24 protein-coding genes and 1 tRNA gene are annotated in these 21,957 nt (G+C 72.5%); 14 read left to right on the top strand and 11 right to left on the bottom strand.

What is annotated here, in order from left to right:
• The first annotated feature begins 129 nt into the window (after positions 1-129).
• Genes phnG through phnN form a run of 9 tightly spaced genes read left to right on the top strand, consistent with a single transcriptional unit; the run spans position 130 to position 7,066 of the window.
• Entirely contained in the window at positions 130-621 is a 492-nt protein-coding gene (gene phnG, locus GB932_RS06235; protein ID WP_156759838.1) for a phosphonate C-P lyase system protein PhnG, read from the top strand.
• The gene (gene phnH / locus GB932_RS06230) at positions 618-1,235 is read left to right on the top strand and encodes a phosphonate C-P lyase system protein PhnH (protein WP_156759837.1); all 618 of its coding nucleotides are present in this window, start codon (positions 618-620) and stop codon (positions 1,233-1,235) included. The genes phnG and phnH overlap by 4 nt, the downstream gene beginning before the upstream one ends.
• Entirely contained in the window at positions 1,235-2,299 is a 1,065-nt protein-coding gene (locus GB932_RS06225) for a carbon-phosphorus lyase complex subunit (RefSeq protein ID WP_156759836.1), read from the top strand. Before phnH ends, GB932_RS06225 begins: the two co-directional genes overlap by 1 nt.
• Positions 2,286-3,203, top strand: a complete 918-nt coding sequence (locus tag GB932_RS06220) for an alpha-D-ribose 1-methylphosphonate 5-phosphate C-P-lyase PhnJ (RefSeq protein ID WP_306769937.1) — start codon at positions 2,286-2,288, stop codon at positions 3,201-3,203. The genes GB932_RS06225 and GB932_RS06220 overlap by 14 nt, the downstream gene beginning before the upstream one ends.
• Complete coding sequence (gene phnK, locus GB932_RS06215; protein WP_156759835.1) at positions 3,200-3,979, top strand: phosphonate C-P lyase system protein PhnK; 780 nt, start codon at positions 3,200-3,202, stop codon at positions 3,977-3,979. Before GB932_RS06220 ends, phnK begins: the two co-directional genes overlap by 4 nt.
• A 3-nt stretch (positions 3,980-3,982) precedes the next feature.
• Positions 3,983-4,714: a phosphonate C-P lyase system protein PhnL gene (gene phnL / locus GB932_RS06210; protein ID WP_197517334.1), complete on the top strand. Its 732-nt coding sequence runs from the start codon at positions 3,983-3,985 to the stop codon at positions 4,712-4,714.
• Positions 4,711-5,379 carry a DUF1045 domain-containing protein gene (locus GB932_RS06205; protein WP_156759834.1) on the top strand — a complete coding sequence of 223 codons (669 nt, stop codon included), beginning with the start codon at positions 4,711-4,713 and terminating at the stop codon, positions 5,377-5,379. The genes phnL and GB932_RS06205 overlap by 4 nt, the downstream gene beginning before the upstream one ends.
• Complete coding sequence (locus tag GB932_RS06200) at positions 5,376-6,533, top strand: alpha-D-ribose 1-methylphosphonate 5-triphosphate diphosphatase (protein ID WP_156759833.1); 1,158 nt, start codon at positions 5,376-5,378, stop codon at positions 6,531-6,533. Before GB932_RS06205 ends, GB932_RS06200 begins: the two co-directional genes overlap by 4 nt.
• The gene (gene phnN, locus GB932_RS06195) at positions 6,530-7,066 is read left to right on the top strand and encodes a phosphonate metabolism protein/1,5-bisphosphokinase (PRPP-forming) PhnN (protein WP_156759832.1); all 537 of its coding nucleotides are present in this window, start codon (positions 6,530-6,532) and stop codon (positions 7,064-7,066) included. The genes GB932_RS06200 and phnN overlap by 4 nt, the downstream gene beginning before the upstream one ends.
• Before the next feature lie 6 nt (positions 7,067-7,072).
• Here the strand turns inward: phnN and GB932_RS06190 are convergent, their stop codons facing one another.
• From GB932_RS06190 to GB932_RS06160, 7 genes are read right to left on the bottom strand one after another with little or no spacing between them, the layout of a single operon-like run.
• Positions 7,073-7,501, bottom strand: a complete 429-nt coding sequence (locus GB932_RS06190) for a nitroreductase family deazaflavin-dependent oxidoreductase (protein ID WP_156759831.1) — start codon at positions 7,499-7,501, stop codon at positions 7,073-7,075.
• A 27-nt stretch (positions 7,502-7,528) separates the two neighbouring features.
• A complete protein-coding gene (locus GB932_RS06185; protein WP_156759830.1) occupies positions 7,529-8,314 on the bottom strand; it encodes an ABC transporter ATP-binding protein in 786 nt (261 codons plus the stop codon).
• Positions 8,307-9,098, bottom strand: coding sequence for an ABC transporter ATP-binding protein (locus tag GB932_RS06180; RefSeq protein ID WP_156759829.1), 792 nt, complete (start codon positions 9,096-9,098; stop codon positions 8,307-8,309). The genes GB932_RS06185 and GB932_RS06180 overlap by 8 nt, the downstream gene beginning before the upstream one ends.
• Positions 9,095-9,973: an ABC transporter permease gene (locus GB932_RS06175; protein ID WP_156759828.1), complete on the bottom strand. Its 879-nt coding sequence runs from the start codon at positions 9,971-9,973 to the stop codon at positions 9,095-9,097. Before GB932_RS06175 ends, GB932_RS06180 begins: the two co-directional genes overlap by 4 nt.
• Positions 9,970-10,920 carry an ABC transporter permease gene (locus tag GB932_RS06170; protein ID WP_156759827.1) on the bottom strand — a complete coding sequence of 317 codons (951 nt, stop codon included), beginning with the start codon at positions 10,918-10,920 and terminating at the stop codon, positions 9,970-9,972. Before GB932_RS06170 ends, GB932_RS06175 begins: the two co-directional genes overlap by 4 nt.
• Before the next feature lie 16 nt (positions 10,921-10,936).
• Positions 10,937-12,469 carry an ABC transporter substrate-binding protein gene (locus GB932_RS06165; RefSeq protein WP_156759826.1) on the bottom strand — a complete coding sequence of 511 codons (1,533 nt, stop codon included), beginning with the start codon at positions 12,467-12,469 and terminating at the stop codon, positions 10,937-10,939.
• Between the two features lie 19 nt (positions 12,470-12,488).
• Complete coding sequence (locus tag GB932_RS06160; RefSeq protein WP_231916032.1) at positions 12,489-13,391, bottom strand: alpha/beta fold hydrolase; 903 nt, start codon at positions 13,389-13,391, stop codon at positions 12,489-12,491.
• A 61-nt stretch (positions 13,392-13,452) separates the two neighbouring features.
• Here GB932_RS06160 and GB932_RS06155 point away from each other — a divergent pair, with 61 nt between their 5' ends.
• Positions 13,453-13,917: a carboxymuconolactone decarboxylase family protein gene (locus GB932_RS06155; RefSeq protein WP_156759824.1), complete on the top strand. Its 465-nt coding sequence runs from the start codon at positions 13,453-13,455 to the stop codon at positions 13,915-13,917.
• A gap of 35 nt (positions 13,918-13,952) precedes the next feature.
• Positions 13,953-14,423, top strand: coding sequence for an SIP domain-containing protein (locus GB932_RS06150; protein ID WP_156759823.1), 471 nt, complete (start codon positions 13,953-13,955; stop codon positions 14,421-14,423).
• A 79-nt stretch (positions 14,424-14,502) separates the two neighbouring features.
• Here the strand turns inward: GB932_RS06150 and GB932_RS06145 are convergent, their stop codons facing one another.
• The 3 genes from GB932_RS06145 to GB932_RS06135 form a co-directional block, all read right to left on the bottom strand.
• Positions 14,503-15,321: an arginase family protein gene (locus GB932_RS06145; protein ID WP_156759822.1), complete on the bottom strand. Its 819-nt coding sequence runs from the start codon at positions 15,319-15,321 to the stop codon at positions 14,503-14,505.
• 89 nt (positions 15,322-15,410) lie between these two features.
• Positions 15,411-16,148, bottom strand: coding sequence for a PspA/IM30 family protein (locus GB932_RS06140; protein ID WP_156759821.1), 738 nt, complete (start codon positions 16,146-16,148; stop codon positions 15,411-15,413).
• A gap of 86 nt (positions 16,149-16,234) precedes the next feature.
• Positions 16,235-18,235 (bottom strand): TPM domain-containing protein, encoded by a 2,001-nt coding sequence (locus GB932_RS06135; protein WP_156759820.1) that lies wholly within the window; start codon positions 18,233-18,235, stop codon positions 16,235-16,237.
• A 117-nt stretch (positions 18,236-18,352) separates the two neighbouring features.
• Between GB932_RS06135 and GB932_RS06130 the strand changes: the two genes are divergently transcribed.
• The 3 genes from GB932_RS06130 (at position 18,353) to GB932_RS06120 (ending at position 20,099) form a co-directional block, all read left to right on the top strand.
• Positions 18,353-19,195, top strand: a complete 843-nt coding sequence (locus tag GB932_RS06130; RefSeq protein ID WP_156759819.1) for a DUF3097 family protein — start codon at positions 18,353-18,355, stop codon at positions 19,193-19,195.
• Between the two features lie 24 nt (positions 19,196-19,219).
• The gene (gene trmB / locus GB932_RS06125) at positions 19,220-19,942 is read left to right on the top strand and encodes a tRNA (guanosine(46)-N7)-methyltransferase TrmB (RefSeq protein WP_231916031.1); all 723 of its coding nucleotides are present in this window, start codon (positions 19,220-19,222) and stop codon (positions 19,940-19,942) included.
• Positions 19,943-20,026: 84 nt separating this feature from the next.
• Positions 20,027-20,099: transfer RNA gene (locus tag GB932_RS06120), tRNA-Arg, on the top strand.
• 104 nt (positions 20,100-20,203) lie between these two features.
• Here the strand turns inward: GB932_RS06120 and GB932_RS06115 are convergent.
• Entirely contained in the window at positions 20,204-21,802 is a 1,599-nt protein-coding gene (locus GB932_RS06115) for an HNH endonuclease signature motif containing protein (protein ID WP_156759818.1), read from the bottom strand.
• Positions 21,803-21,957: the final 155 nt, after the last annotated feature.

Genomic DNA, 21,957 nt, shown 5'->3' with positions numbered 1-21,957 from the left:
GACCTGTGGACCTGCGGGCCGCACTTGTTGCACAAGTTCGCGACAGGCTACCTGCGGTTTACCTGGCGGTTCATACCGCGTTCACGGGTGGGGCGCGGGCGGGTCACGTGGGGCGGCGACGCTCGAGTCATGACCACGACAGAGCGGACCCCCGCGGAGCGGGCGCGCACGGCGCGCGTGCTCGCGGGCGCGACGGAGGCCGAGCTCGCCGACCTCTGGCGGGCATGGGGCGATGACCGCCCCGACGTCGAGCACCTCCGCGGCCCCGAGGCGGGCCTCGTGATGGTGCAGGCGCGCGCGGGAGGGACGGGCGACCGGTTCCACTTGGGGGAGGCGACCGTCACCCGGGCGACGGTCGCGGTGCGCGGATCCGGCGACGAGGCGATCGGGACGGCGTACGTCCTCGGGAGCCACCCCGAGCATGCGGTGCTCGCCGCGATCTTCGACGGGCTCGCCGGATCCGCGCTGCGCGAGCGCGTGCTCGCCGACGTGATCGATCCGCTCGAGCGGCGCCAGGCCGACGCCGATCGCCGTCGGAGGGCCGACGCCCGCAGCACCGTCGTGGACTTCTTCACGGTCGCCCGCGAGAACGACGGCCCAGACGGCGAGGACGACGAATGAGCGCCTCCGCGGCGGCCATCCGGCACCCGGGGTTCCCCGCGCCGGTCCGCGATGCGCAGCGCGTGTTCCGCACGGCCCTCGACGCGCTCGCCCGCCCGACGCGGCGGCACGCCTTCGACGCACGCGTGACGCCGCCGGCGCCCCTCGGCCCCGAGGCGGGCGCCGTCGTCCTCGCGCTGTGCGACGAGCAGACGCCCATCTGGCTCGACGACGCGCTCCGCCGATCCGGTGAGGTCGAGGCCTGGATCCGCTTCCACACGGGCGCCCGGATCGCGGACGCCGCGGGCGATGCGCTCTTCTGCGTCGCGTCGTGCCCATCGGCGATGCCCGCCCTCGACGAGCTGGCGGCGGGATCCGATGAGGAGCCGCACCTCTCGGCGACGGTCATCGTCGACGCGACGGGCGTGAAGCCGACGGGGTCGTTCGTCGCGACGGGGCCGGGCATCGACGGATCTGCGGAATGGGACGGCGCCGGCCTCCCGGGCGGCTTCCTCCCGGCGTGGCGGGCCAACCTCGCACGGTTCCCGCGCGGCGTCGACCTGATCCTCGCCGAGCGCGGGGCACTGCGCGGACTGCCGCGCACGACGGCGCTGGCCGAGGGGCGGGGCGCCTGATGTACGTGGCGGTCAAGGGCGGCGAGCGGGCGATCGCGAACGCGCACGCGCTCCTCGCGAAGCGCGGGGCGGGCGGGGAAGAGGGCCGCATCGGCCTCGCGCAGCTGCGCGACCAGATGGGCGTGCTCGTCGCGCGCGTCATGAACGAGGGGTCCCTCTGCGATCCGGATCTGGCCGCCAAGGCGCTCCTGCAGGCTCAGGGCGACGTCCTCGAGGCGATCACGCTGCTCCGCTCGTATCGCACGACCCTCCCGCGCTTCGGCGTCACAGAGCCCCTCGACACCGCGGGGCTCCCGAGCGAGCGGCGGGTGTCGGCGACGTTCAAGGACGTGCCGGGCGGCCAGCAGCTCGGCGCGACCTTCGACTACACCCATCGGCTGCTCGCGGACGAGCTGGCGACGCCGCCCGTCCCCGAGCCCGACGCCGACCTCGACGAGCCGATGCCGCGCGTGACCGACCTGCTCGGGCGGGACGCGCTCGTCGAGCCCGACCGGCCGGAGGGCTGGGCCGACCCGGATCCGGGAGACCTCACGCGCGAGTCGACGACGTTCCCGATGACGCGCGCCGAGCGGCTGCAGGCGCTCGCGCGGGGGGACGAGGGCTTCCTCCTCTCGCTGGGCTACTCGACCCAGCGCGGTTTCGGGAACACGCACCCCTTCGTGGGGGAGGTGCGCGTCGGCGAGGTCGAGGTCGTGTTCGACGCGCCCGAGATCGGTCACGAGATCCCGATCGGCCGCATCGAGGTGACGGAGTGCCAGATGGTGAATCAGTTCGTGGGATCCGCCGAGCGGCCCCCGCAGTTCACGCGCGGCTACGGCCTCGCCTTCGGCCGCGCCGAACGCAAGGCGATGTCGATGTCGCTCGTCGACAGGGCGCTGCGGAAGGACGAGTTCGGCGAGCGCGCCGTGAGCCCCGCGCAGGACGAGGAGTTCGTCATCGCGCACAGCGACAACGTGCAGGCGACCGGGTTCGTCGAGCACCTGAAGCTGCCGCACTACGTCGACTTCCAGGCTGAGCTCGGGCTCATCCGGCGGCTGAGGGAGGAACACGATGACTGTCCCTGATCTTTCCCCACACGTCGTATCCGCGACGCGCGGGTCCCCCGCATCCATGGGCCCGCCGCGGATCGTCTACAACGAGGGATACCTCGACGAGCAGACCAAGCGCGTCGTGCGGCGCGCGCTCCTCAAGGGCGTCGCGATCCCCGGCTTCCAGGTGCCGTTCGCCTCGCGCGAGGTGCCGATGCCGCGCGGGTGGGGGACGGGCGGCGTCCAGGTGACGGCCTCGATCATCGGATCCGTCGACAGGCTCAAGGTCATCGACCAGGGCGCGGACGACACGACGAACGCCGTGTCGATCCGTCGGTTCTTCGAGCGCGTCGCCGGGGCCGCCTCGACGACCCGCACCGACCAGGCGACGATCATCCAGACGCGCCACCGGATCCCGGAGACGCCGCTCGCCGAGGGGCAGACGATCGTCTACCAGGTGCCGATCCCCGAGCCGATGCGCTTCCTCGAACCCCGGGAGACCGAGACGAGGCGCCTGCACGCCCTCGAGGAGTACGGCCTCATGTACGTGAAGCTCTATGAGGACATCGCCCGGTACGGTCACGTCGCGAGGACCTACGACTATCCGGTGATGGTGAACGGGCGCTACGTCGCGGCGCCCTCGCCCGTGCCGAGCTTCGACAACCCGAAGATGCACCAGAGCCCCGCGCTCCAGCTCTTCGGGGCGGGCCGGGAGAAGCGCATCTACGCGATCCCGCCCTACACGGACGTCGTCTCGCTCGGCTTCGAGGACGTCCCCTTCGAGCCGCAGACGTTCGAGCGTCCCTGCGAGATCTGCGGATCGGAGGGCGTCTACCTCGACGAGGTCATCACCGACGACTCCGGCGGCGCCATCTTCGTCTGCAGCGACACCGACCACTGCGAGCGCGCCGCACACGAGCGCGAGGGAGCGAGCGCATGATCCCCGAACCTCCCCTCCTCAGCGTGACCGGAGCAGGGCACGCCTACGGCGACCGCTTCGGATGCCGCGACGTGTCGTTCGACCTGTGGCCGGGCGAGGTGCTCGCGGTCGTGGGCGAATCGGGATCCGGGAAGTCGACGCTGCTCGGCATGCTCTCCCAGCGGCTCCAGATCGACGAGGGCGACATTCGCTACCTCCTGCAGTCGGGCCAGCTCGCGGACCTGTCGTCCCTGTCCGAGCGCGAGGTGCGCCGGCTGTGGCGCACCGAGTGGGGCTTCGTGCACCAGAACGCGGCCGACGGGCTGCGCATGCACGTATCGGCGGGCGGGAACGTGGGCGAGCCCCTCATGGCGAACGGCGCGCGGCACTACGGATTCATCCGGCGGCAGGCGGCCGAATGGCTCGAGCGCGTCGAGATCCCGGCGGATCGCATGGACGAGGTCCCCGCGACGTTCTCGGGCGGCATGCGCCAGCGCGTGCAGATCGCCCGCAACCTCGTGTTCGGCCCACGCCTCGTGTTCATGGACGAGCCGACCAGCGGACTCGACGTCTCGGTGCAGGCGCGGCTGCTCGACCTGATCCGCTCGCTCGTCGCCGACCTCGGGCTCGCCGTCGTCATCGTCACCCACGACCTCGCCGTCGCGCGCCTCATCTCGCACCGCACGCTCGTGATGAAGGACGGGCTCGTGATCGAGCAGGGCCTCACCGACCGCGTCCTCGACGACCCGCAGGCGGCGTACACGCAGCTGCTCGTCTCCTCGATCCTCCAGGGCTGACCCATGACAGACGACATGCCCCACGATGCCGCGCTCTCGCTCGACGGCGTCGACAAGGACTTCACGCTGCACCTGCAGGGATCGCAGGTGCTGCCCGTCGTGCGCGACGTGGCCTTCGACGTCCCGAGGGGGCGGTGCGTCGTCCTCGGCGGCGAATCGGGGGCGGGCAAGAGCACGATCATGAAGATGGTGTTCGGCAGCTACGGCGCCAGCCGCGGGCGGATCCTCCTCCGCCACGGCGGATCCGTGCTCGACCTCGCCACGGCCGCGCCGCGCGACGTGATCGCCGCGCGACGCGACACCATGGGGTACGTGAGCCAGTTCCTCCGCGCCGTGCCCCGCGTCGCGGCCGTCGACGTCGTCGCCGAGCCGCTCGTCGAGCGGGGAACCGCCCGTGGGCAGGCGCGCGAACGGGCGGGCGAGCTGCTGGCGCGACTCAGCATCCCCGAGCGGCTGTGGGGCCTCCCACCCGCGACGTTCTCGGGCGGCGAGCAGCAGCGCGTGAACATCGCGCGCGGATTCGCGATCGAGCGCCCGCTCATGCTGCTCGACGAGCCCACGGCGTCGCTCGACGCCCGCAACCGCGGCGTCGTCATCGAGATGATCCGCGAGCGCCTCGACGCGGGCACGGGCATGCTCGCGATCTTCCACGATGCCGATGTGCGCGAGGCCGTGGCGGACGACATCGTCGACGTGCGGCGGTTCGCGCCGGCGCGGGAGGAGGTGGCCGCATGACGAGATACGCGATCTACGGTGTGCCCGGCGCGGAGTCCGGAGCCCCGGAGGCGGCGGTCCGCGTGCGCGAGGCCGCCCTGCGTTGGTTCGCGCGCGACGACGTCAGGGCCGCGACGAGCGAGCCGCGCCGCTACGGCTTCCACGCGACGCTCAAGGCGCCGTTCCGCCTCGCGCCCGGACGCGCGGAGGGGGAGCTGGCAGGCGCGCTCGCGCGGTTCGCGGCGGCGCAGGCGCCCATCGTCCTCCCGGGACTTCACCCCGCCCCGATCGGGAGCTTCCGGGCGCTCGTCCCCACCGAGCAGACGGCGATCGCCGCGCTCGCCGCGCGCATCGTCGCGGAGTTCGAGCTCTTCCGCGCCCCGCTCACGGCGGACGAGGTCGCCCGGCGCCGGCCGGAGCGGCTGAGCGCCCGCCAGCGCGAGCTGCTCGACGCCTACGGCTACCCGTACGTGCTCGACGAGTTCCGGGTGCACCTCACCCTGACGAATGCGCTCGCGGATGGCGCAGCCGGCGCGATCGACGAGCGGATCGTCGAGCACTTCTCCGACGTCGCGGGCGCCGACGTGCCCCTCACCGCGCTCACACTCGCGATCGAACGCGAGCCGGGCGCGCCCTTCGAGATCCTCCGGACGTTCCCCCTCGACGCACAGGAGCCCGCGCGATGACCCACGAGACGATCCTCACGAACGCCCGTATCGTGCTGCCAGGCGAGGTGATCCGCGGGTCCGTCCGCGTCGCAGGCGGCCGGATTGTCGACGTCACGGAGGGCGCGACGCGCGCCGGGGAGGACATGGGCGGCGACCACCTGCTCCCCGGCCTCGTCGAACTGCACACCGACCAGGTCGAGTCGCACTTCCAGCCGCGGCCGAAGCGCTACTGGGATCCGATCCCCGCCGTCGTCGCACACGACGCGCAGATGGCGGCATCCGGCGTGACGACCGTGCTCGACGCCCTGCGCATCGGCTCGGGCCCCGGCGAGAACCGCGTTGCGAGCAGGGCGCCGATCCTCGTCGATGCGCTCCTGCATGCGGCGGAGAGCGGGATCCTGCGCGCCGAGCATTACGTGCACCTGCGCTGCGAGGTCGCGACGCCCGACGTCGTCGAGGTCTTCGACGAGCTCGGCGGGCACGACCGCGTGCGCATGGTCTCGCTCATGGATCACACGCCGGGGCAGCGGCAGTACGCCGACGTCGAGGCGTTCCGCACCTACATGGTCGGCAAGCACGGCATGTCCGCGGCGCAGTTCGCGGAGCATGTGGACCAGCTGCACGCGCTCGCGGCCGAGTTCTCGGACATCAATCGACACCGGCTCGCGGAGCGCGCGGCGGCGCGTGGGATCCGCATGGCGGCCCACGACGACGCGACGCAGGAGCATGTCGACGAGTCGGCGGCGCTCGGCGTGCACATCTCGGAGTTCCCGACGACGATCGCGGCGGCGCGCGCGGCGCGGCGGGCCGGGCAGCTCGTCGTGATGGGCGCGCCGAACATCGTGCGCGGCGGATCCCACTCGGGCAACGTCGCCGCCGCCGACCTCCTCGCGGACGGAGTGCTCGACATCCTCTCGAGCGACTACGTCCCGGCGAGCCCCCTGCAGGCCGTGTTCCGCCTCGTCGACGAGGGCGCCATCGCGCTGCCGCAGGCGGCGGCCCTCGTGAGCGCGAATCCCGCGCGCGCGGCGGGCCTCGACGACCGCGGCGTCATCGCGCCGGGGCGACGGGGCGATCTCGTGCGCGTGCACGCCTACGAGGGCGCCCCTGGCATGACCGCGTCGGTGCCGATCGTGCGCGGCGTGTGGCGCGAGGGACAGAGGGTCGCATGACGGGCGCGTTCGTCGCGATCGTCGGTCCGAGCGGATCCGGCAAGGACACGATCCTCGGATACGCGCGCGACGCTCTCGCGGCGGAGGACGCATTCGTGTTCCCGCGCCGGTGCGTCACGCGTCCGTCTGGGCCGGGGGAGGACCACGAGCCGGTCGCGAGCGACGCGTTCGCCTCGGCGGAGGCGCGCGGCGACTTCGCCCTCACCTGGCGCGCCCACGGTCTCGGCTACGGGATCCCCGCGTCCGTCCGCGGACAGATCGACGCGGGGCGCATCATCGTCGCGAACATCTCGCGCGGATCCGTCGGCGAGGCGCGCGCGGCCTTCGCCCGGGTCGTCGTCGTGTGCATCACGGCGCCGGCCGAGGTGCGCCTCGCGCGGATCCTCGCCCGCGGCCGCGAGGACGAGGCCGCGGCCCGCGCGCGGATCGCCCGCGCGTCGCCGCGTGTCGCGGCCGACCTCGAGATCGTGAACGACGGCACGGTCGACGCGGCCGGAGCGACCCTCGTGGGCTTCCTGCGCGCGCTGCGCTGAGCGCGCTCACTCGAGCACGAACACCGCGATCCTCCGGTCGGTCTTCTTCTGGTACTCGGCGTAGTCGGGCCACACGGCGACGGCGCGCTCCCACCACTCGCCGTACTCGTCGCCCTCGAGCTCGCGCGCGGTGAACTCGCGCGTGACGTCGCCGTCCTGCAGCTCGACGTGGGGGTTCCGTCGGATGTTCCAGTACCAGGCCGGGGGCTTCGGGGCCCCGCCCTTCGACGCGACGACGGCATAGCGTCCGTCGTGCTCGACGCGCATGAGGGCCGTCTTGCGCAGGCCGCCGGTCTTCGCCCCGACGGTCGTGAGCACGATGATCGGCACACCGCGGAGGTCGGCCGCCTCGGCGCCCTGCGACTGCTCGTACGCCTCCGCCTGGGTGCGCGCCCACTCGGATGTGCTCGGAAGGTATTCGCCCTGGAGTGCCATGTCTGCGACGATACCGGCGCCGCGAGGTCAGAGGGTCGGGATCGCGGCGAGCAGGCGCTTCGTGTACGCGTGGGTCGGGCGCTGCAGCACATCCCGGGTGGATCCCCGCTCCACGATGCGCCCCTCGGTCATGACGACGGCCTCGTCGCAGAGGTTCTGCACGACGCCGAGGTCGTGGCTCACGAGCAGGAGCGTCATCCCCTGATCGCGGACGAGCCCGCGCAGGACCTCGAGGATCTGGGCACGCACGGTCACGTCGAGGGCTGACAGCGGCTCGTCGCCCACGAGCACCTCGGGGCGGTGCACGATCGCCCGTGCGAGCGCGATCCGCTGGCGCTGCCCGCCCGAGAACTCGTGCGGGTGGCGATCGGCGGAGTCCGCGGAGAGCCCGACCTGATCGAGCACCTCGCGCACGCGAGCCCGGCGGTCGCCGGGGATGTCGAGCGCCCAGAGCGGCTCGCCGACGATGCGTCCCACGCTCATGCGCGGGTCGAGCGAGCCGTACGGGTCCTGCAGGACGATGCCGGACACGCGGCGCAGCCAGTGCAGCCGACGGGCGCGGGAGGTCGCGTCGACGGGGCGGCCGGCGACCTCCACGGATCCCGTCGTCGGCACGTCGAGCCCCAGGAGCAGGCGGGCGAGCGTCGACTTGCCGGAGCCCGATTCGCCGATGATGCCCAGCGCGGATCCGCGTCGCACCTCGAGGTCGGTCTGGTGCAGCGCCGGCGCCCGGCGCCGACGCTCGAAGATCGTGCGCCGAGGGATCGGGAACGTCCGCGAGAGGCCCTGTGCCCGGACGATCGTGTCAGCCATCGCGCCCCTCCGCCCGCCAGAGGGTCGCGGTCGCATCGCGCAGCAGCCCGCGTGTGACGGGATGCGACGGCGCCGAGAGGAGGCGCGCGATGGGCGCCCGCTCGACGACCCGGCCCCGCTCGAGCACGACGCCGTGCGTCGCGACCTGCGCGAGCACCGCGAGGTCGTGCGTGATGAACACGAGCGACATCCCGCGCTCGTCGACGAGCCGCCCGAGCAGGTCGAGCACCTCGGCCTGGACCGTCACGTCGAGGGCCGTGGTGGGTTCGTCCGCCACGAGCAGATCGGGATCGCATGCGAGGGCCATCGCGATCGCGACGCGCTGGCGCTGGCCACCCGAGAGCTGGTGCGGATAGCGCGAGACGATCGATTCGGGATCCGGCAGGGCGACCCGGCGGGCGAGCTCGACCGCGAGGCGCCGCGCGGCCGGCCGCCCCAGCCCGCGATGGATCCGCGCGGACTCGGAGATCTGCCGCCCCACGGGGCGGATCGGATTGAGCGCCGTCTGCGGCTCCTGGAACACCATGCCGACCTCGTCGCCGCGCACGCGGGCGAACTCGCGGTCGTCGAGGCCGACGAGCTCGCGCCCGTTCCAGCGGATGGATCCGGTCACCTCGGCGCCGTCCGGCAGCAGGCCGAGGATCGCGAGCGCCGTCAGCGACTTTCCGGACCCCGACTCGCCGATGAGCCCGAGGCGCTCCCCGTCGGCGACCGCGAACGAGACGCCGTCGACGACGCGCTCGCCGCGGAAGGCGATGCCGAGATCCGACACCTCGAGGCTCACGCGACCACCCCCGGCGTGTGGGTCTGCGGGCGGCGTCCGCGGCGGGCGAGCACGGGATCCGTCGCCTCGCGCAGGGCGTCGCCGAGGAGATTGAGCGCGAACACGGTCGCCGTGATGGCCAGGCCCGGCCAGAGCACGCTCCACGGGTGGATCGACACGTAATCCTGCAGCTCGCTGAGCAGCAGCCCCCAGCTCGGCTCGGTCACGGGGGCGCCGAACCCGAGATACGACAGCCCCGCCTCGGCGAGCACGGCGGCCGCCATCGACCACGAGAGCTGCACGATGAAGACGGGAGCCGCGTTCGGCAGCAGGTGGCGCGCGAGGATCTGGCCGCGCGTGAGCCCCGAGGCGCGGGCGGCGAGCACGAAGTCGGCGTGGCCGACGCGCCGCAGCTCGCCGCGCGCGACGCGGGCGATGTTGACCCCGTAGCCGATGCCGACGCTCCAGACGACGACCCACAGGGATCCGCCCCACACCGCCGAGATCATCATCGCGATGAGCAGAACCGGAAATGCGATGAGGACGTCGACGATCACCGCGACCGATTCGCGCACAGGCCGGGCCGTGAGCGCGCCGAGCGCCGCGAGCAGGATCCCCACGATCGTCGCGACCGCACCGGCGCCGATCGCGACGAGCACCGTGACGCGGGATCCGGCCATGAGCAGCGACAGGATGTCGCGGCCCGCATCATCCGTGCCGAGCAGGTGCGGCCAGCCGGGAGGGAGCCAGGCCGCGTAGGCATCCGCGTGACGCGGGTCGAACGGCGTCCACACGAGCGCGACGCCGGCGACGGCGAGTGTGCCCGCGACGATGATCGCCGAGATGCGCCCCGCCGGGATCCGCCAGAGCCGCGCGAGCCACAGGGGCGCCCTCATGCGCGCTCCCGCTGTCGAGGGTCGATCGCGTGGTGCGCGAGGTCGACGAGGAAGCCGACGACGAGCACGAAGCCCGTCAGGACGAGCAGCTCGCCCTGCACCTTGACGAGGTCGCGCGCGCCGACGTCGGTGACGAGCATGCGCCCGATCCCGGGGAGCGAGAAGACCTGCTCGATGACGACGGCGCCGACGAGGATCCCCGCGATCTGGAGGCCGAGGACGGTCACGACCGAGAGCCCGACAGTGGGCAGCCCGTGCCGCACGAGGGCGCCCGTGCGGGTGAGCCCCTTGGCCGCGGCCGTGCGGACGAAGTCCTCGCCCGTCGCCTGCAGCGTCGCGCTGCGGACGAAGCGCATGAGCATCGCGCCCTCGACGACGCCGATCGTCACGGCGGGCAGGATCAGGGCGCGCAGCGCGAGCCCCGGATCCCGCCAGCCCGTCCGGGGGAAGCCCTGCGCGGGCAGCCATCCGAGGACGATCGCGAAGACGACGACGAGCATGAGGCCCGCCCAGACGACGGGGACGGCGGCGAGCAGCTGGGCGCCGACGCTGAGGGCCGTGCCGGACGCTCGCCCGCGGCGGACGGCCGAGAGCACGCCGAGCGGGACGGCGAGGGCGAGGGCGATCGCGAGGGCCATCGCCCCGAGAGGGATCGTCACCTGAGCCTTCGCGGCGATCTCGTCGATCACGGGGGCTCCCGTCACGAGCGACCGCCCGAAGTCGCCCGAGGCGACGGATCCGATCCAGTCGAGGTACTGGGCGACGAGCGGCCGGTCGAGGCCGAGATCCGCGCGGATCGCCGCGACCTGCGCCGGTGTCCCCTCGGTGCCGGCGATCATCTGCGCGACGTCGCCCGGCAGGATCCGCAGCGTCCCGAAGATCAGCGCGCTCGCGACGGCGAGACCCAGCGCGAGGAGCAGGATCCTCGTGGCTGCGTAGCGGAGCACGGGCGGGCCGGCCCCGTCAGAAGGCCGCGACGGTCACGCCGGCGAGCGGCAGGCGCGTGCTCGTCGACGAGGCGGGGAAGCGCTGGACGTACGGCGCGGTCGCGACGATGTCGCTGCGCGTGAACAGCCAGTCGGCGGGGTGCTGGGACGCGACCACGCGCGCCGCCTCCGCGAGCAGCGCCGCGGATGCGTCGGGGTCGATCTCGCGCATCGCGTCGTCGTAGAGGTCCTGCACCTGGGCGAGCGCGTCGGCGTCGCCCATCGCGTAGTAGTAGTCGGGATCCGTCCACGTCGCGAAGTCGCGCGCCTCGACGTGGTTGACGTAGCTGAGCTCGTAGTCGCGGTTCGTATACACGTCCTGCAGCCAGGTCGAGAACTCGACGGGGTCCACCTCGAGCGTCACGCCGATGTCGTCGAACATCGACACCAGCAGGGTGGACACGCGGGTCGTATAGGCGGAGGGGATGGTCAGCTCGAGCGAGATGTCGCTCGCGCCCGCCTCGTCGAGCAGCTCGCGCGCGCGGTCGGGGTCGTGCGAGATGGTGCCCGCGAGGTCCTCGTAGCCGGGGTCGAGACTCGGGATCGGCCCGAACTGGGTGTGCCCGGCTCCGACGGCCTCGATGATCGCATCGTGGTCGATCGCGAGGCGCAGCGCCTCGCGCACGCGGGCGTCGTCGAGCGGCTCCGTGCGGCTGTTGAAGGCGAGGATGAACTTGTCGGTCGTGTCTCCCTCGGTGATGTCGAACTGCTCGTCGAGCTGCGGCGCGAGGTCGGCCTCGACGCCCGTGAGCACGTCGAGGGACCCGTCGAGGCCGGCGTTCACGAGGGCGGTCGCCTCGGGGATGTAGGTGAGCACGACCTCCGCGACTCCCGCGGGGGCGCCCCAGTAGCCGTCGAAGCGGGTGAGAACGATGCTGTCGCCCTGGTTCCACCGCTCGAGCGCGAACGGACCTGTGCCGTTCGCGGACGTCTTCATGTCGGTGTCGTCGTCGGCGTCGAAGACGAGGCCGGCGGGGCCCGAGAGGGTGAAGAGAAGGTTCTGGTTCGGCTCGGTGAGGGCGATCTCGACCGTGCGGTCGTCGATTGTCGTGACCGCGTCGATCACCTGCAGATCGGCGTATCCGGACATCGACTCGTCGGATCGGGTGTCGTCGAGCGACGCCACGACGTCGTCGGCCGTGAGCTCGGATCCGTCGTGGAAGCTCACACCCTCCTCCAGAGCGAACGTGTAGGTGCGCCCGTCGTCCGAGACCTCCCACTCGCTCGCGAGCGCCGGGAGGATCTCCTCGCCGTGGCCGCGCCGGACGAGACCCTCGTAGACGTTGTCGATGAGGGCCTGCTCGAGAGCGGCGCCCGCCGTGCGGCGGATGTCGAGGTTCGTCGGTTCGAGCACGAGGCCGACGCGGAGAGTCGCGTCGGGATCCGGCTCGTCGACGGGTCCTGACTCGGCGCTCGGCGCGCACGCGGCGAGGGCGATGCCCGCGGCCGCGACGAGGGCGGAGGACGCGAGCCGGCGGCGGGCGCGGCGCGAGGACGGGGAGCGGGTCATCGGCGATCCTTCCGGGCCGTCAGGCCTGTGCGATGTGGGCGCGCACGAGGCGCGCGAGGTCGATGTGCGCGGTCTCCTGCACGTTGTGCGGGGCGTCGAGGATCGTGACGGGATCCGCGGGGCGCGCCGCCTGGAACGCGCGCACGTCGTCGTCGGAGAGGAAGCCGCGCGAACCGGCGACGAGGGTGACGGGCGCCTCCAGGCTCGTCAGCGCGGTCCAGCCGGCCTCGTGGTCGATCTCTGCGGGGTGCGCCTCGGGCGCCGACGGCGAGAGGAGGCGCGCCATGTGGTGCTTCCACTCGATGACGCCGTCGGCGCGGGCGCGCGTGTTGAGCAGCACGCCGCGACGGGCCTGCTCGCGGGCGCCGCCCAGGCCGAACGCGACCGCGTGGTCGAGCACGGCGTCGACGGACTCGAACTCGAGGCGCTCGTAGAACGGCCCGAGGCTCGCGATGCCGCCGCGCCCCGCGCCGGGCACGATGTCGACGAGCATGAGGTGCGAGACCAGGTCGGGGCGCTGGGCCGACACCTCGATGCCCGCGAAGCCGCCGAGCGAATGGCCGACGACGGCGACGGGGCCGCTCGTCCATTCTTCGATTCCGCGGGCGAGGTCGGGGGCGAGGACCGACGGGGTGTACGCCGCGTCCTCTCGCCACGACGACTCGCCGTGACCTGGCAGATCGATCGCGAGCGCCGGGACGCCGAGCGCGATCGCCGTGCGGTCCCACGTGTGGGCGTTGAGGCCCGCCCCGTGCAGGAGAACCACCCGCGGCGCGCCGTCGCCATACCTCACGGCCGACAGCGTGCGCCCGTCGGGGAGGGGGAGGCGCTCGCGATGCGCGGGCGGCGCGGCGACGCCCTGTGCGCGGGCCTCGTCGGCGAGGAACGCGAACTCGTCGAGATCGGCGTGCGAGATGGTCACGGTGCGGATCCTTGGGAGAGAAATGCCCGACGGCCGTCGAGCTGCCTCTATTCTGGCTGACATGAGCGAACCGCGCGTGCACCTGGCCCGGTCGGCGATGAGCGTGTACCGCTCGCTCGAGGCCTTCTCGAAGGAGGTCGGCCGCATCGCGGCCGAGTACGGCATCGACGATCGCCTGCGCGAGCTCGTCCAGCTCCACTGCTCGCAGATCAACGGATGCGCCTATTGCGTGCGCGTGCACGTCGAGCGCGCGCAGCGGGCGGGGATCACGATGGACGAGCTCGGCCAGATCCCCGTCTGGCGGGAGTCGGGCGTCTTCGGCGACCGCGAGCGCGCCGCGCTGGAGCTGGCCGAGGCGCATACCCTGATCCATCGCGAAGGGGTCTCCGACGAGGTGTATGACCGCGTCGGCGCCGTCCTCACGGAGCGGGAGTACGTGGGGGTGAGCTGGATCGCGATCTCGATCAACGCGTTCAATCGCCTGACGATCGCGGGCCGCTACGCCGTCCCGCCGATCGACGGTTAGGTAAGCCTTCCCTCTTCGAGTATGATGGGGGGATCATGACGGCCCGATCCCTCACCCCAGCCCACGACGACAGCTCGTGCCGCGCCCGGCGCCACGCCCGCGTGCAGCACCTCGTCGTCGCCGACGAGCACGCGCTCGCCGAGGCGGAGGCGATGCTCGCGACGTTGCCGCTGTGCGCCACGGGCCGCGTGTTCCTCGAGGTGCCCGATGCGAGCTGGATCGGGCGGATCGCCGCCCCCGCGCGCATGACCGTCACGTGGCTCGATCGCTCGGTGCGCCGCGGCGCCCCGGGCACCGGCCAGCTGTGCCGCCCGGGAACGGCGATGACGCGCGCCGCGATCGCGTACGCCGATGAGGTTCTCTGCGATGAGGTCGCGCACGAGACGCACGTCACCCTTCTGGGCGGCTTCGTCGCCACGGCCGACATCGTCGAGCACCTGACGATGACGAACGGCTTCGACCGCGAGGCCATCACGGTGCGCGAGTCGCTGTCGGCCTACGTCTGACCAGTCCTGCGTCTGACCAGTCCTGCGTCTGACCAGTCCTGCGTCTGATCAGTCCTGCGCTGATCGGGCCCGCGCCTGATCAGTCCTTCGCGAGCGCGCCGATGATGCGCAGGATCGCGCCCATGTCGTCGACCGCCGCGTCGGGCGAGCGCGGCGCGAAGCCCGAGATCGACGCGCCGGCGAGCGGCAGCAGCCGGCGGATCGTGACGATCGCGTCGACGAGGGCGGACGGCTCGAGGCCGAACGGCTGAGCGTCGGCGACGCCCGACATGTGCGCGGGGTCGAGCACGTCGAGGTCGATGTGCACGTAGACGCGCCGCGCACCGGTCGCCGCGAGCGCGTCGGCGAGCCGCTGTGCGATCTCGTCCGCGGGCAGGTGATGCGCACCGGCTCCGCGCACGTACTCGTCCTCCGCCGGATCCAGCTCGCGGGCGCCCGCGAGGACGACGCGGTCGGGCGTGATCATGCCGGGCGCGAGGCCGAGGCCGTCCGGAGCGCCGCCGAGGACGGCTCGCAGCGCCATGCCCGCGAATGCACCGGATGGCGAGGTGTCGGGGGAGTGGAGGTCGCCGTGCGCGTCGAACCAGACCACGGCCAGGTCGTCGCCCGCGACGTGGCCGATGGCGGGGACGGCGACGCCGCAGTCGCCGCCCACGACCACGATGCGCTCGTGACGGAGGCCGTCGAGCGTCTCGCGTACGTGGCCGGACACGCGGCGGATGGTGCTCGCGCGGAGGACGGCGGTGTCGAGGCTCTCGCCGGCCTCGTACGGCACCTCGACCCGCACGGAGGAGGCGCGGGGGAGGTCCCCCGCGATCGCGTCCGCCCCGTCGATGAGGGCCATGGCGCGCGTGGATGGGGAACCCTGCCACTGGGGTACGACGACGAACCGAGCCATGATCAGATCATCTCTCTTTCGGGGCCGAGGCGGGAGGGGAGGAAGCCGAGAGGCGCCGCCCGCACGGCGGGCGGCGCCTCTCGCAGGGGTCAGCCCGCCGTGAGCGAGCCGGCGGCGCCGCCCGACTTGAGGGCGGCGAGGCGCGCCTCGACCTCGGTGAGCTCGCCGACGTCCTCGAGCTGCTCGAACTGCGCGTCGAGGCTCGACGCGGACAGCTCGGCCTTGCCCTGGGCGAGCGCCTCCTGGCGGCGCACCTTCTCCTCGAAGCGGCCGAGCTCGCTCGTCGGATCCATGACGTCGACCGACTTGACGGCGTCGTGCACCTTGTTCTGCGCATCAGCGACCTTCGCGCGCGAGACGAGCTCGTTGCGCTTGCTCTTGAGCTGCTCGAGCTTGAGCTTCATGCCGTTCAGGCCGTCCTTGAGCTTGTCGACGACGACCTGCTGCTGCTGGATCTGCGGCGCGACCGCCTTCACCTCGTTCTCCGTCTGCACCTGGCGCTGCAGGGCGATCTTGGCGAGGCTGTCGAACTTGTCGGCGCCTGCGGCGTCACCCGCGGCGCGGAGCTCGTCGCCCTTGCGGCTCGCGGCGATCGCCTTGTTGCCCCACTCCTGCGCCGCCTTCTGGTCCTCGGCGTTGTCGCGCTCGAGGAGGCGGAGCTGACCGATCGTCTCGGCGATCGCCGACTCGGCGTCGGCGATGTTGTTCGTGTAGTCGCGGACGAGCTGGTCGATCATCTTCTGCGGGTCCTCGGCCTCGTCGATGAGCGAGTTGATGTTCGCTCGGATGAGCGTCGAGATGCGACCGAAGATGGACTGCTTGCTCATGTGGTGTGCCTTTCGCTGGGTGTCGTGAGGGAGTGGTGTGAAGTCTTCCGGGCCTTGCTATGGACGGGCTCAGGAACGGTGTCCGATCAGAAGCGGCGCCCGCCGCTCCTGCGCCCGCCGCTCGAGCGGCCGATGCGTCCGGAGCGGCCGGAGCTCGACCTGCCGCGGCTGGATCCGCCGAAGCCGCCGAGGCCGCCGCGCGAGCTGCCGCCCCAGCCGGACCCGCGGCGCGAGCCGCCGGCGACGGCGTTGCCGATGAGCCCGCCGATGAGCCCGCCGACGATGTCGCCGCCCAGGCCGCTCGACGAGCGGCGTCCGTAGCCGCCGTAGCCCGACTGCTGATAGCTCTGCACGTCGCGTCGGGCAGATGACAGGGCCTGGCTCGCCGCGTCGCGGGCGCGGCGCGCCTGGACCAGGGCGGCGGCCGGATCCGTGTCGCGCGTGGCGATCGCCTGGTCGAGCGCTGCCTGCGCCTGCGCGAGCTGGGAGCGCGCGCCGCCGCCGATGCCGCCGCGGCGCGTGCCCACGAAGCGCTCGGCGGAGGCGATCGCGCCCTGCGCCTGCGAGACGTTCTGGTCGATCTGCTGGAGCTGCCGCCGCCGGGCCTCCTCGGCCTCGCGCGCGTTCGCGATCACGGCGTCGATCTCATCGTTCGCCGCGTCGAGGGCCTCGGCGGCGCGCAGGGGCGTGCGGCCCGTGCCCGCGAGGTTCTCGCGCGCTGCCGCGATGTGCTCCGTCGTCGCGGCGATGGCGCGCGCGACGCGCCCGTCCGGGTCGGCGAGCGAGCGCGCACGGCCGATGTCGGCCTCGAGCTCGGCGATCATCTCCGCGGCGCGCTTCTCGGCCTCGCCGAATCGCGGCGCGAGTGAGGTGATGGCGTCGACGAGTTCGTCGAGCTGTCCGAGGCCCTGCTCGGCGTCGTGGAGGTCGAGCGCGGCCTCGCCCGTCTCGCCCGCGTCGAGGTGCGCGCGGGCCTCGGCGAGCTCGGCGTCGACGAACGACAGGCGCGCTCGCGCCTCGTCGGCGTTGTCGTCGACGTCGTCGATGGCGGCGGAGGCGTATGTCTCACGCAGCCGTGCCATCTCGGCCGCGATCCGTTCTGGGGCGTCGCCGGCGGCCGCGCGCTGCGCCGTGAGCCGCTCGAGCACCTGCGGCGCGTTCTGCTCGAGCGCGCGCAGGCGCTCGAAGCCCTCCGCCTTCTCGTCGAGAGCCGCGTCAGCCTGCTCGAGCAGGCCGACGATCTCGCCGTACCGCTCGCGTTCCTCCTGCAGCGTCTCGGGCGGCGCGTCGTCGAGCTGCTGCTGGATGCCGAACGACCGATTGAGGGAGGCCCGCGCATCGGCCAGCGCCTTCTCGTAGTCGGCGACGGCCCCGGGGCCGAACTGCGCGACGGCGAAGCCGAGCTCCTGCTCAGCGGTGCGCAGCGAATCGTCCATCTCGACGAGGAGGCCGGATGCGCGCGTGCGGAACTCGTCGACCTCCGCCCGGAGCTTCTCCTCGGCGTCGCGCTGCGCACGCCGCCTCCGCGCGCCGCGGACGAGGGCGAGCGCCGCGACGACGATGAGCGCGAGCACCACGATCGCCCCGAGGACCCACCAGATCGTGTGGTTCGGTGCGGACTGGGCCTCGAGCTCGTCGGCCGCGGCGTCGACGGCGCCCGCCCAGTCGTCGTCGCGCAGGGCGTCGGCGGCCGCCTCTTCGACGGCGATCGCGTCGGAGTCGCCGATGCCGCCCTCGACCGGCGTCGAGAGGAACAGCTGGCGGGTCTCGGTCGCGATCGCGAGCAGGTACTGGTCGGTGCCGAGGCCGTTGAGGTCGGCCGTGGCGTTCGCCCACTCCGCCGAGTCGGCGGGCGAGGTGAACTCGTCGACGTAGACGACCCACATCTCGATGTCGCCGTCGGTCTCGAGGCCCGCGAGCCGCTTGTTCGCGTCGGCCTCCTCGGCCGCGCTGAGCGCGCCTGCCGCGTCGAGTACGTACTCGCCGCCGAGCTGCGGCGGCTCGGCCGCGATGGCGACGAGCGGCGCGAGCGCGAGAGCGGCGCCGATGCCGAGAGCCGTGGCCGCGTGCGTGCGTCGTAGGCGCATGCGTGATTCCCCCTTCGTGGACGGACATCGATCCGTCCCCCTCGATCCTATGGATCGCCACCGACAACGGAAGGGCGAATCACGGGTCCGGCGGCGAAGCGTCGTACGCTCGAGGGGATGTTCGAAGACAGGTACGGATCCGATGTGCTGGCGTCGGGCTGGCGCGACAAGGGCAAGAAGGTGTCGAGGCCGGTCGCCGCCGAGCTCGACCTCGTCGTCGAGGTCGCCGGCGACGGCTGGTGCGGAGCGATCACGGGCGTCGAGGCCGGAAACGTCGAGCTCGAGGACTGGAAGGGGCGGAGGCGCTCGTTTCCGCTCGGCGCGGGGTTCCTCATCGACGGAGAGCCGGTGATCCTCGAGAAGGCGCTGAAGAAGCCGCAGGGCCGCACGCGGACGGCGTCGGGATCCTTCGTCGCGGCCGACGATCGCGCGCGCATCGCGCTGCCGAGCCGGATCCTCGTCGAGGGTAAGCACGATGCCGAGCTCGTCGAGAAGGTGTGGGGCGCCGACCTGCGCGCCGAGGGCGTCGCGGTCGAGTTCCTCGCGGGCCTCGACCTGCTGGACGACCTCCTGCGGGACGAGCCCCCGACGGCGCAGCGGCGGTACGGCGTGCTCGTCGACCACCTCGTCGACGGATCCAAGGAGCAGCGCATCGCGCGGCAGATCCTCCGCGGCCCGCACGGGAAGCACATGAAGATCGTCGGCCACCCGTTCGTCGACGTCTGGCAGTGTGTGCGGCCCGAGGCGCTCGGGATCCGGGCATGGCCGGTCGTGCCGCGCGGTCAGGACTGGAAGACGGGCATCTGCCGTGGCCTCGGCTGGCCGGCCGAGTCGAAGGAGGACATCGGGATCGCGTGGCAGCGGATCCTCTCCCGCGTCACGACGTTCCGCGATCTCGAACCGGCCCTGCTCGGCCGGGTCGAGGAGCTGATCGACTTCGTGACGGTCGGGGAGCAGTGAGCCCCGCCCCGTAATCTGGTGGGCATGGTCGAACCAGGCACACACCGCACGTCCCCGCTCTCGTTCGTCCGCCGCGGCGGGCGGATGTCGGATGGGCAGGAGCGCGCGTGGGAGGAGCTGTCGCCCTTCTATCGCTTCGACGTGCCGCGCGATGCCGCCTCCACCTCCGTGCACCCCGATGCGCGATTCATTCCCGAAGAGGAATACGGGCGGAAGGCGCCCTTCATCGTCGAGATCGGGTCCGGTCAGGGGCACGCGATCGTGAGCGCCGCGGCCTCGCGCCCTGACACCGACTTCCTCGCGGTCGAGGTGTACGTCGGCGGGCTCGCCCGCACGATGCTCGATGCCGACAGGGAGGGCGCGAAGAACCTCCGAGTGATCGAGGCGAACGCGCCCGAGGTGCTCGAGACACTGCTGCCCGAGGGCGCCGCCGACGAGCTCTGGATCTTCTTCTCGGATCCGTGGCACAAGAAGCGCCACCACAAGCGCCGCATGATCAAGGACGGCTTCGGGGCGGTCGCCGGTCGCGCGCTCCGCGACGGGGGCGTGCTGCGCCTGGCGACCGACTGGGAGGACTACGCGCTGCAGATGCGCGAGGTCATGGACGCCGCGCCGGAGTTCGTCCGCGCCTTCGAGGGTGAGTGGGCCGATCGCTTCGACGGACGGGTCATGACGGCGTTCGAGCGCAAGGGGATCGACAAGGGGCGCGATATCCGCGATCTCTCGTATCGACGCGCCGCCCGCTGAGGCAAGCGCGGCCGATCGAGACACGCGCGGCGTGCGGCCCCGCGTGCGGAACGTCCCTCCCGCCCTGATAAGCTCGTCGGGTCCGCCTCCGTAGCTCAGGGGATAGAGCGCCGGTTTCCGGTACCGAAGGTCGGGGGTTCGATTCCCTCCGGGGGCACTTCAGAAGAAGCGGGGCTGGTCAGGATGTTTCTCTGATCAGACCCGCTTTCTCGCGCCGGTGGGCTGGGAACGGATACTGGAGATCAGAGGTGTGATCCCGACTCAGCCGAGTACGTCTTCGCCCCAGTCGGGGATGGGAACCTGTCCCGCGGCGAGGGCCTGGGCGAACGCATGCTCCCGCGCCTCGTGCTCGGCCTCGATCCGGTCCAGCGCCCGCGCGATGCTCGCCCGCTCGATCTCCCGCCGCTCGCGTGCCCGCTCCTCACATCGCGCCTCCTCGGCCTCGCGCCGCTCCTCCCGCGCCTCGTCCTCCGCGGCTTCCGGGGTCTCCTGGAAGAACACCCGGGACACCGGCTCGTCGGTATAGACCATCCCGGCAGGGCTCGTCCACTCGATCACCCCGCCCCCGACCTGCCGCAGCCGCCACCCGGAGTGATGCTTCATCATGTGGTGTGGCTCACACAGCGCGGCCAGGTTCTCGATCGTGGTCGGCCCGCCGCGGGCATACTCCCGCGAGTGATCCAGGTCGGCCTTCCGCGCCGGGGTCGTGCATCCCGGGAACCGGCAGGTCATATCTCGCCCGATCAACGCCCGCCGCTGCGCCTCCGAGGGTCGATACCGGTCGACCGCGACGATCTCGCCCGTCTCGGGTCTCACGAACAGCCTCTCCCACCCGGCCGCGCTCCCGGCGACGATGCGGGCCGTGTCGGGCGAGACGAGCCCGCCGTCATCGGCCCAGGCCGTTCCCTCGTCCGGGTCGAGGATCTGCGTGACCGGGATCGTCACCTGCACCGTTGCCGCGATCCCCGTCAGGGTCGCCCCGGTGCCGGAGGCGTGCAGCTCGTGCCCGGTCGGCTCCGCGGACAGCAGGACATCGGCGATCAGGTCGGCCCGCAGCTGATCCATCGTCCGCCTGTCACTCGCCGCGACGGCGACCGGGTCGGTGCCGTCGAGTGTGCCGGTCACCGGGGCGGCCCATCCGTCTTCGGGCGCGAACCCGTGGTCGCGGTCGAACGCGCGGCGGGCTCGCCGCCGGTCGGTCTTGATGATCTTCGCCATCTCGGTGGCGCGGTCGTAGATGGCGCGCGCCTCGAACGTGGGCAGATACGCCCACAGCTCGCTCATCCCGTCCTCACGATCGGTCACGACGACCCGACGCTCCTCCCGCGCGGCCTGGTGCCGTTCCCGCAGGGATGTCGGGGCGAGGACCGCGGCCTGCTTCTGCGTGATCTTCTCCAGCTCCCGCGGTGTCCGGGTCTCGGCGAACGGCACCGCCAGGGCATCCAGCGACGCCCGCGCGCCCGGGTCGAGACCCGCCCCGGTGGCGGCGATGACGTCGGCGTGCCGCTTCGAGATCCGCCCCGACTTCAGCGCTTCGTGCGTGACGGGGTAGTCGCTTGTGAGGCGTTCGGCCTGCTCGATCCGGTTCTTCGCCGCCGACGGGTGGACCCGTGTCGCGGCCGCGACCTCGGCGGCCATCGCCCGCCGCGCATACTCCGGGCCGTCCGACGCCACCGACCGCCGGCCCTCCGCGTCCGCGATCTCCGCGAGCTGGGCCAGCAGCTCGGCCTTCTCACCCTCGGCCCGCGCGATCGTCCGGTCCCGCTCAACGACCTGTTCGACGAGGCCGCGCACGCGCGCCTGCTCGGCCGGGGTCAGCCCCAGCCTCTCGAGCCGCGTCTCGTGCCGTTCCTCGTCCATGACCCGAGGCTACGAGGGACCACCGACAAACGAAGCGGACACGGAAGATGTCGGCTCCGCCATCCCTCACTTCCCGCTGACGTGCGCCCCCGCCACGTCCGCCCGGATCAGCGAGTACACGACGAGGTCCACGCGCCCCGCGTCCGTGAACCCCG

This window comes from Microbacterium karelineae (genome assembly GCF_009745985.1).
Classification (GTDB): Bacteria; Actinomycetota; Actinomycetes; order Actinomycetales; family Microbacteriaceae; genus Microbacterium; species Microbacterium karelineae.
The sequence above is the reverse complement of the archived record's forward strand: the minus strand, read 5'-3'. Positions and strand labels throughout refer to the sequence as shown.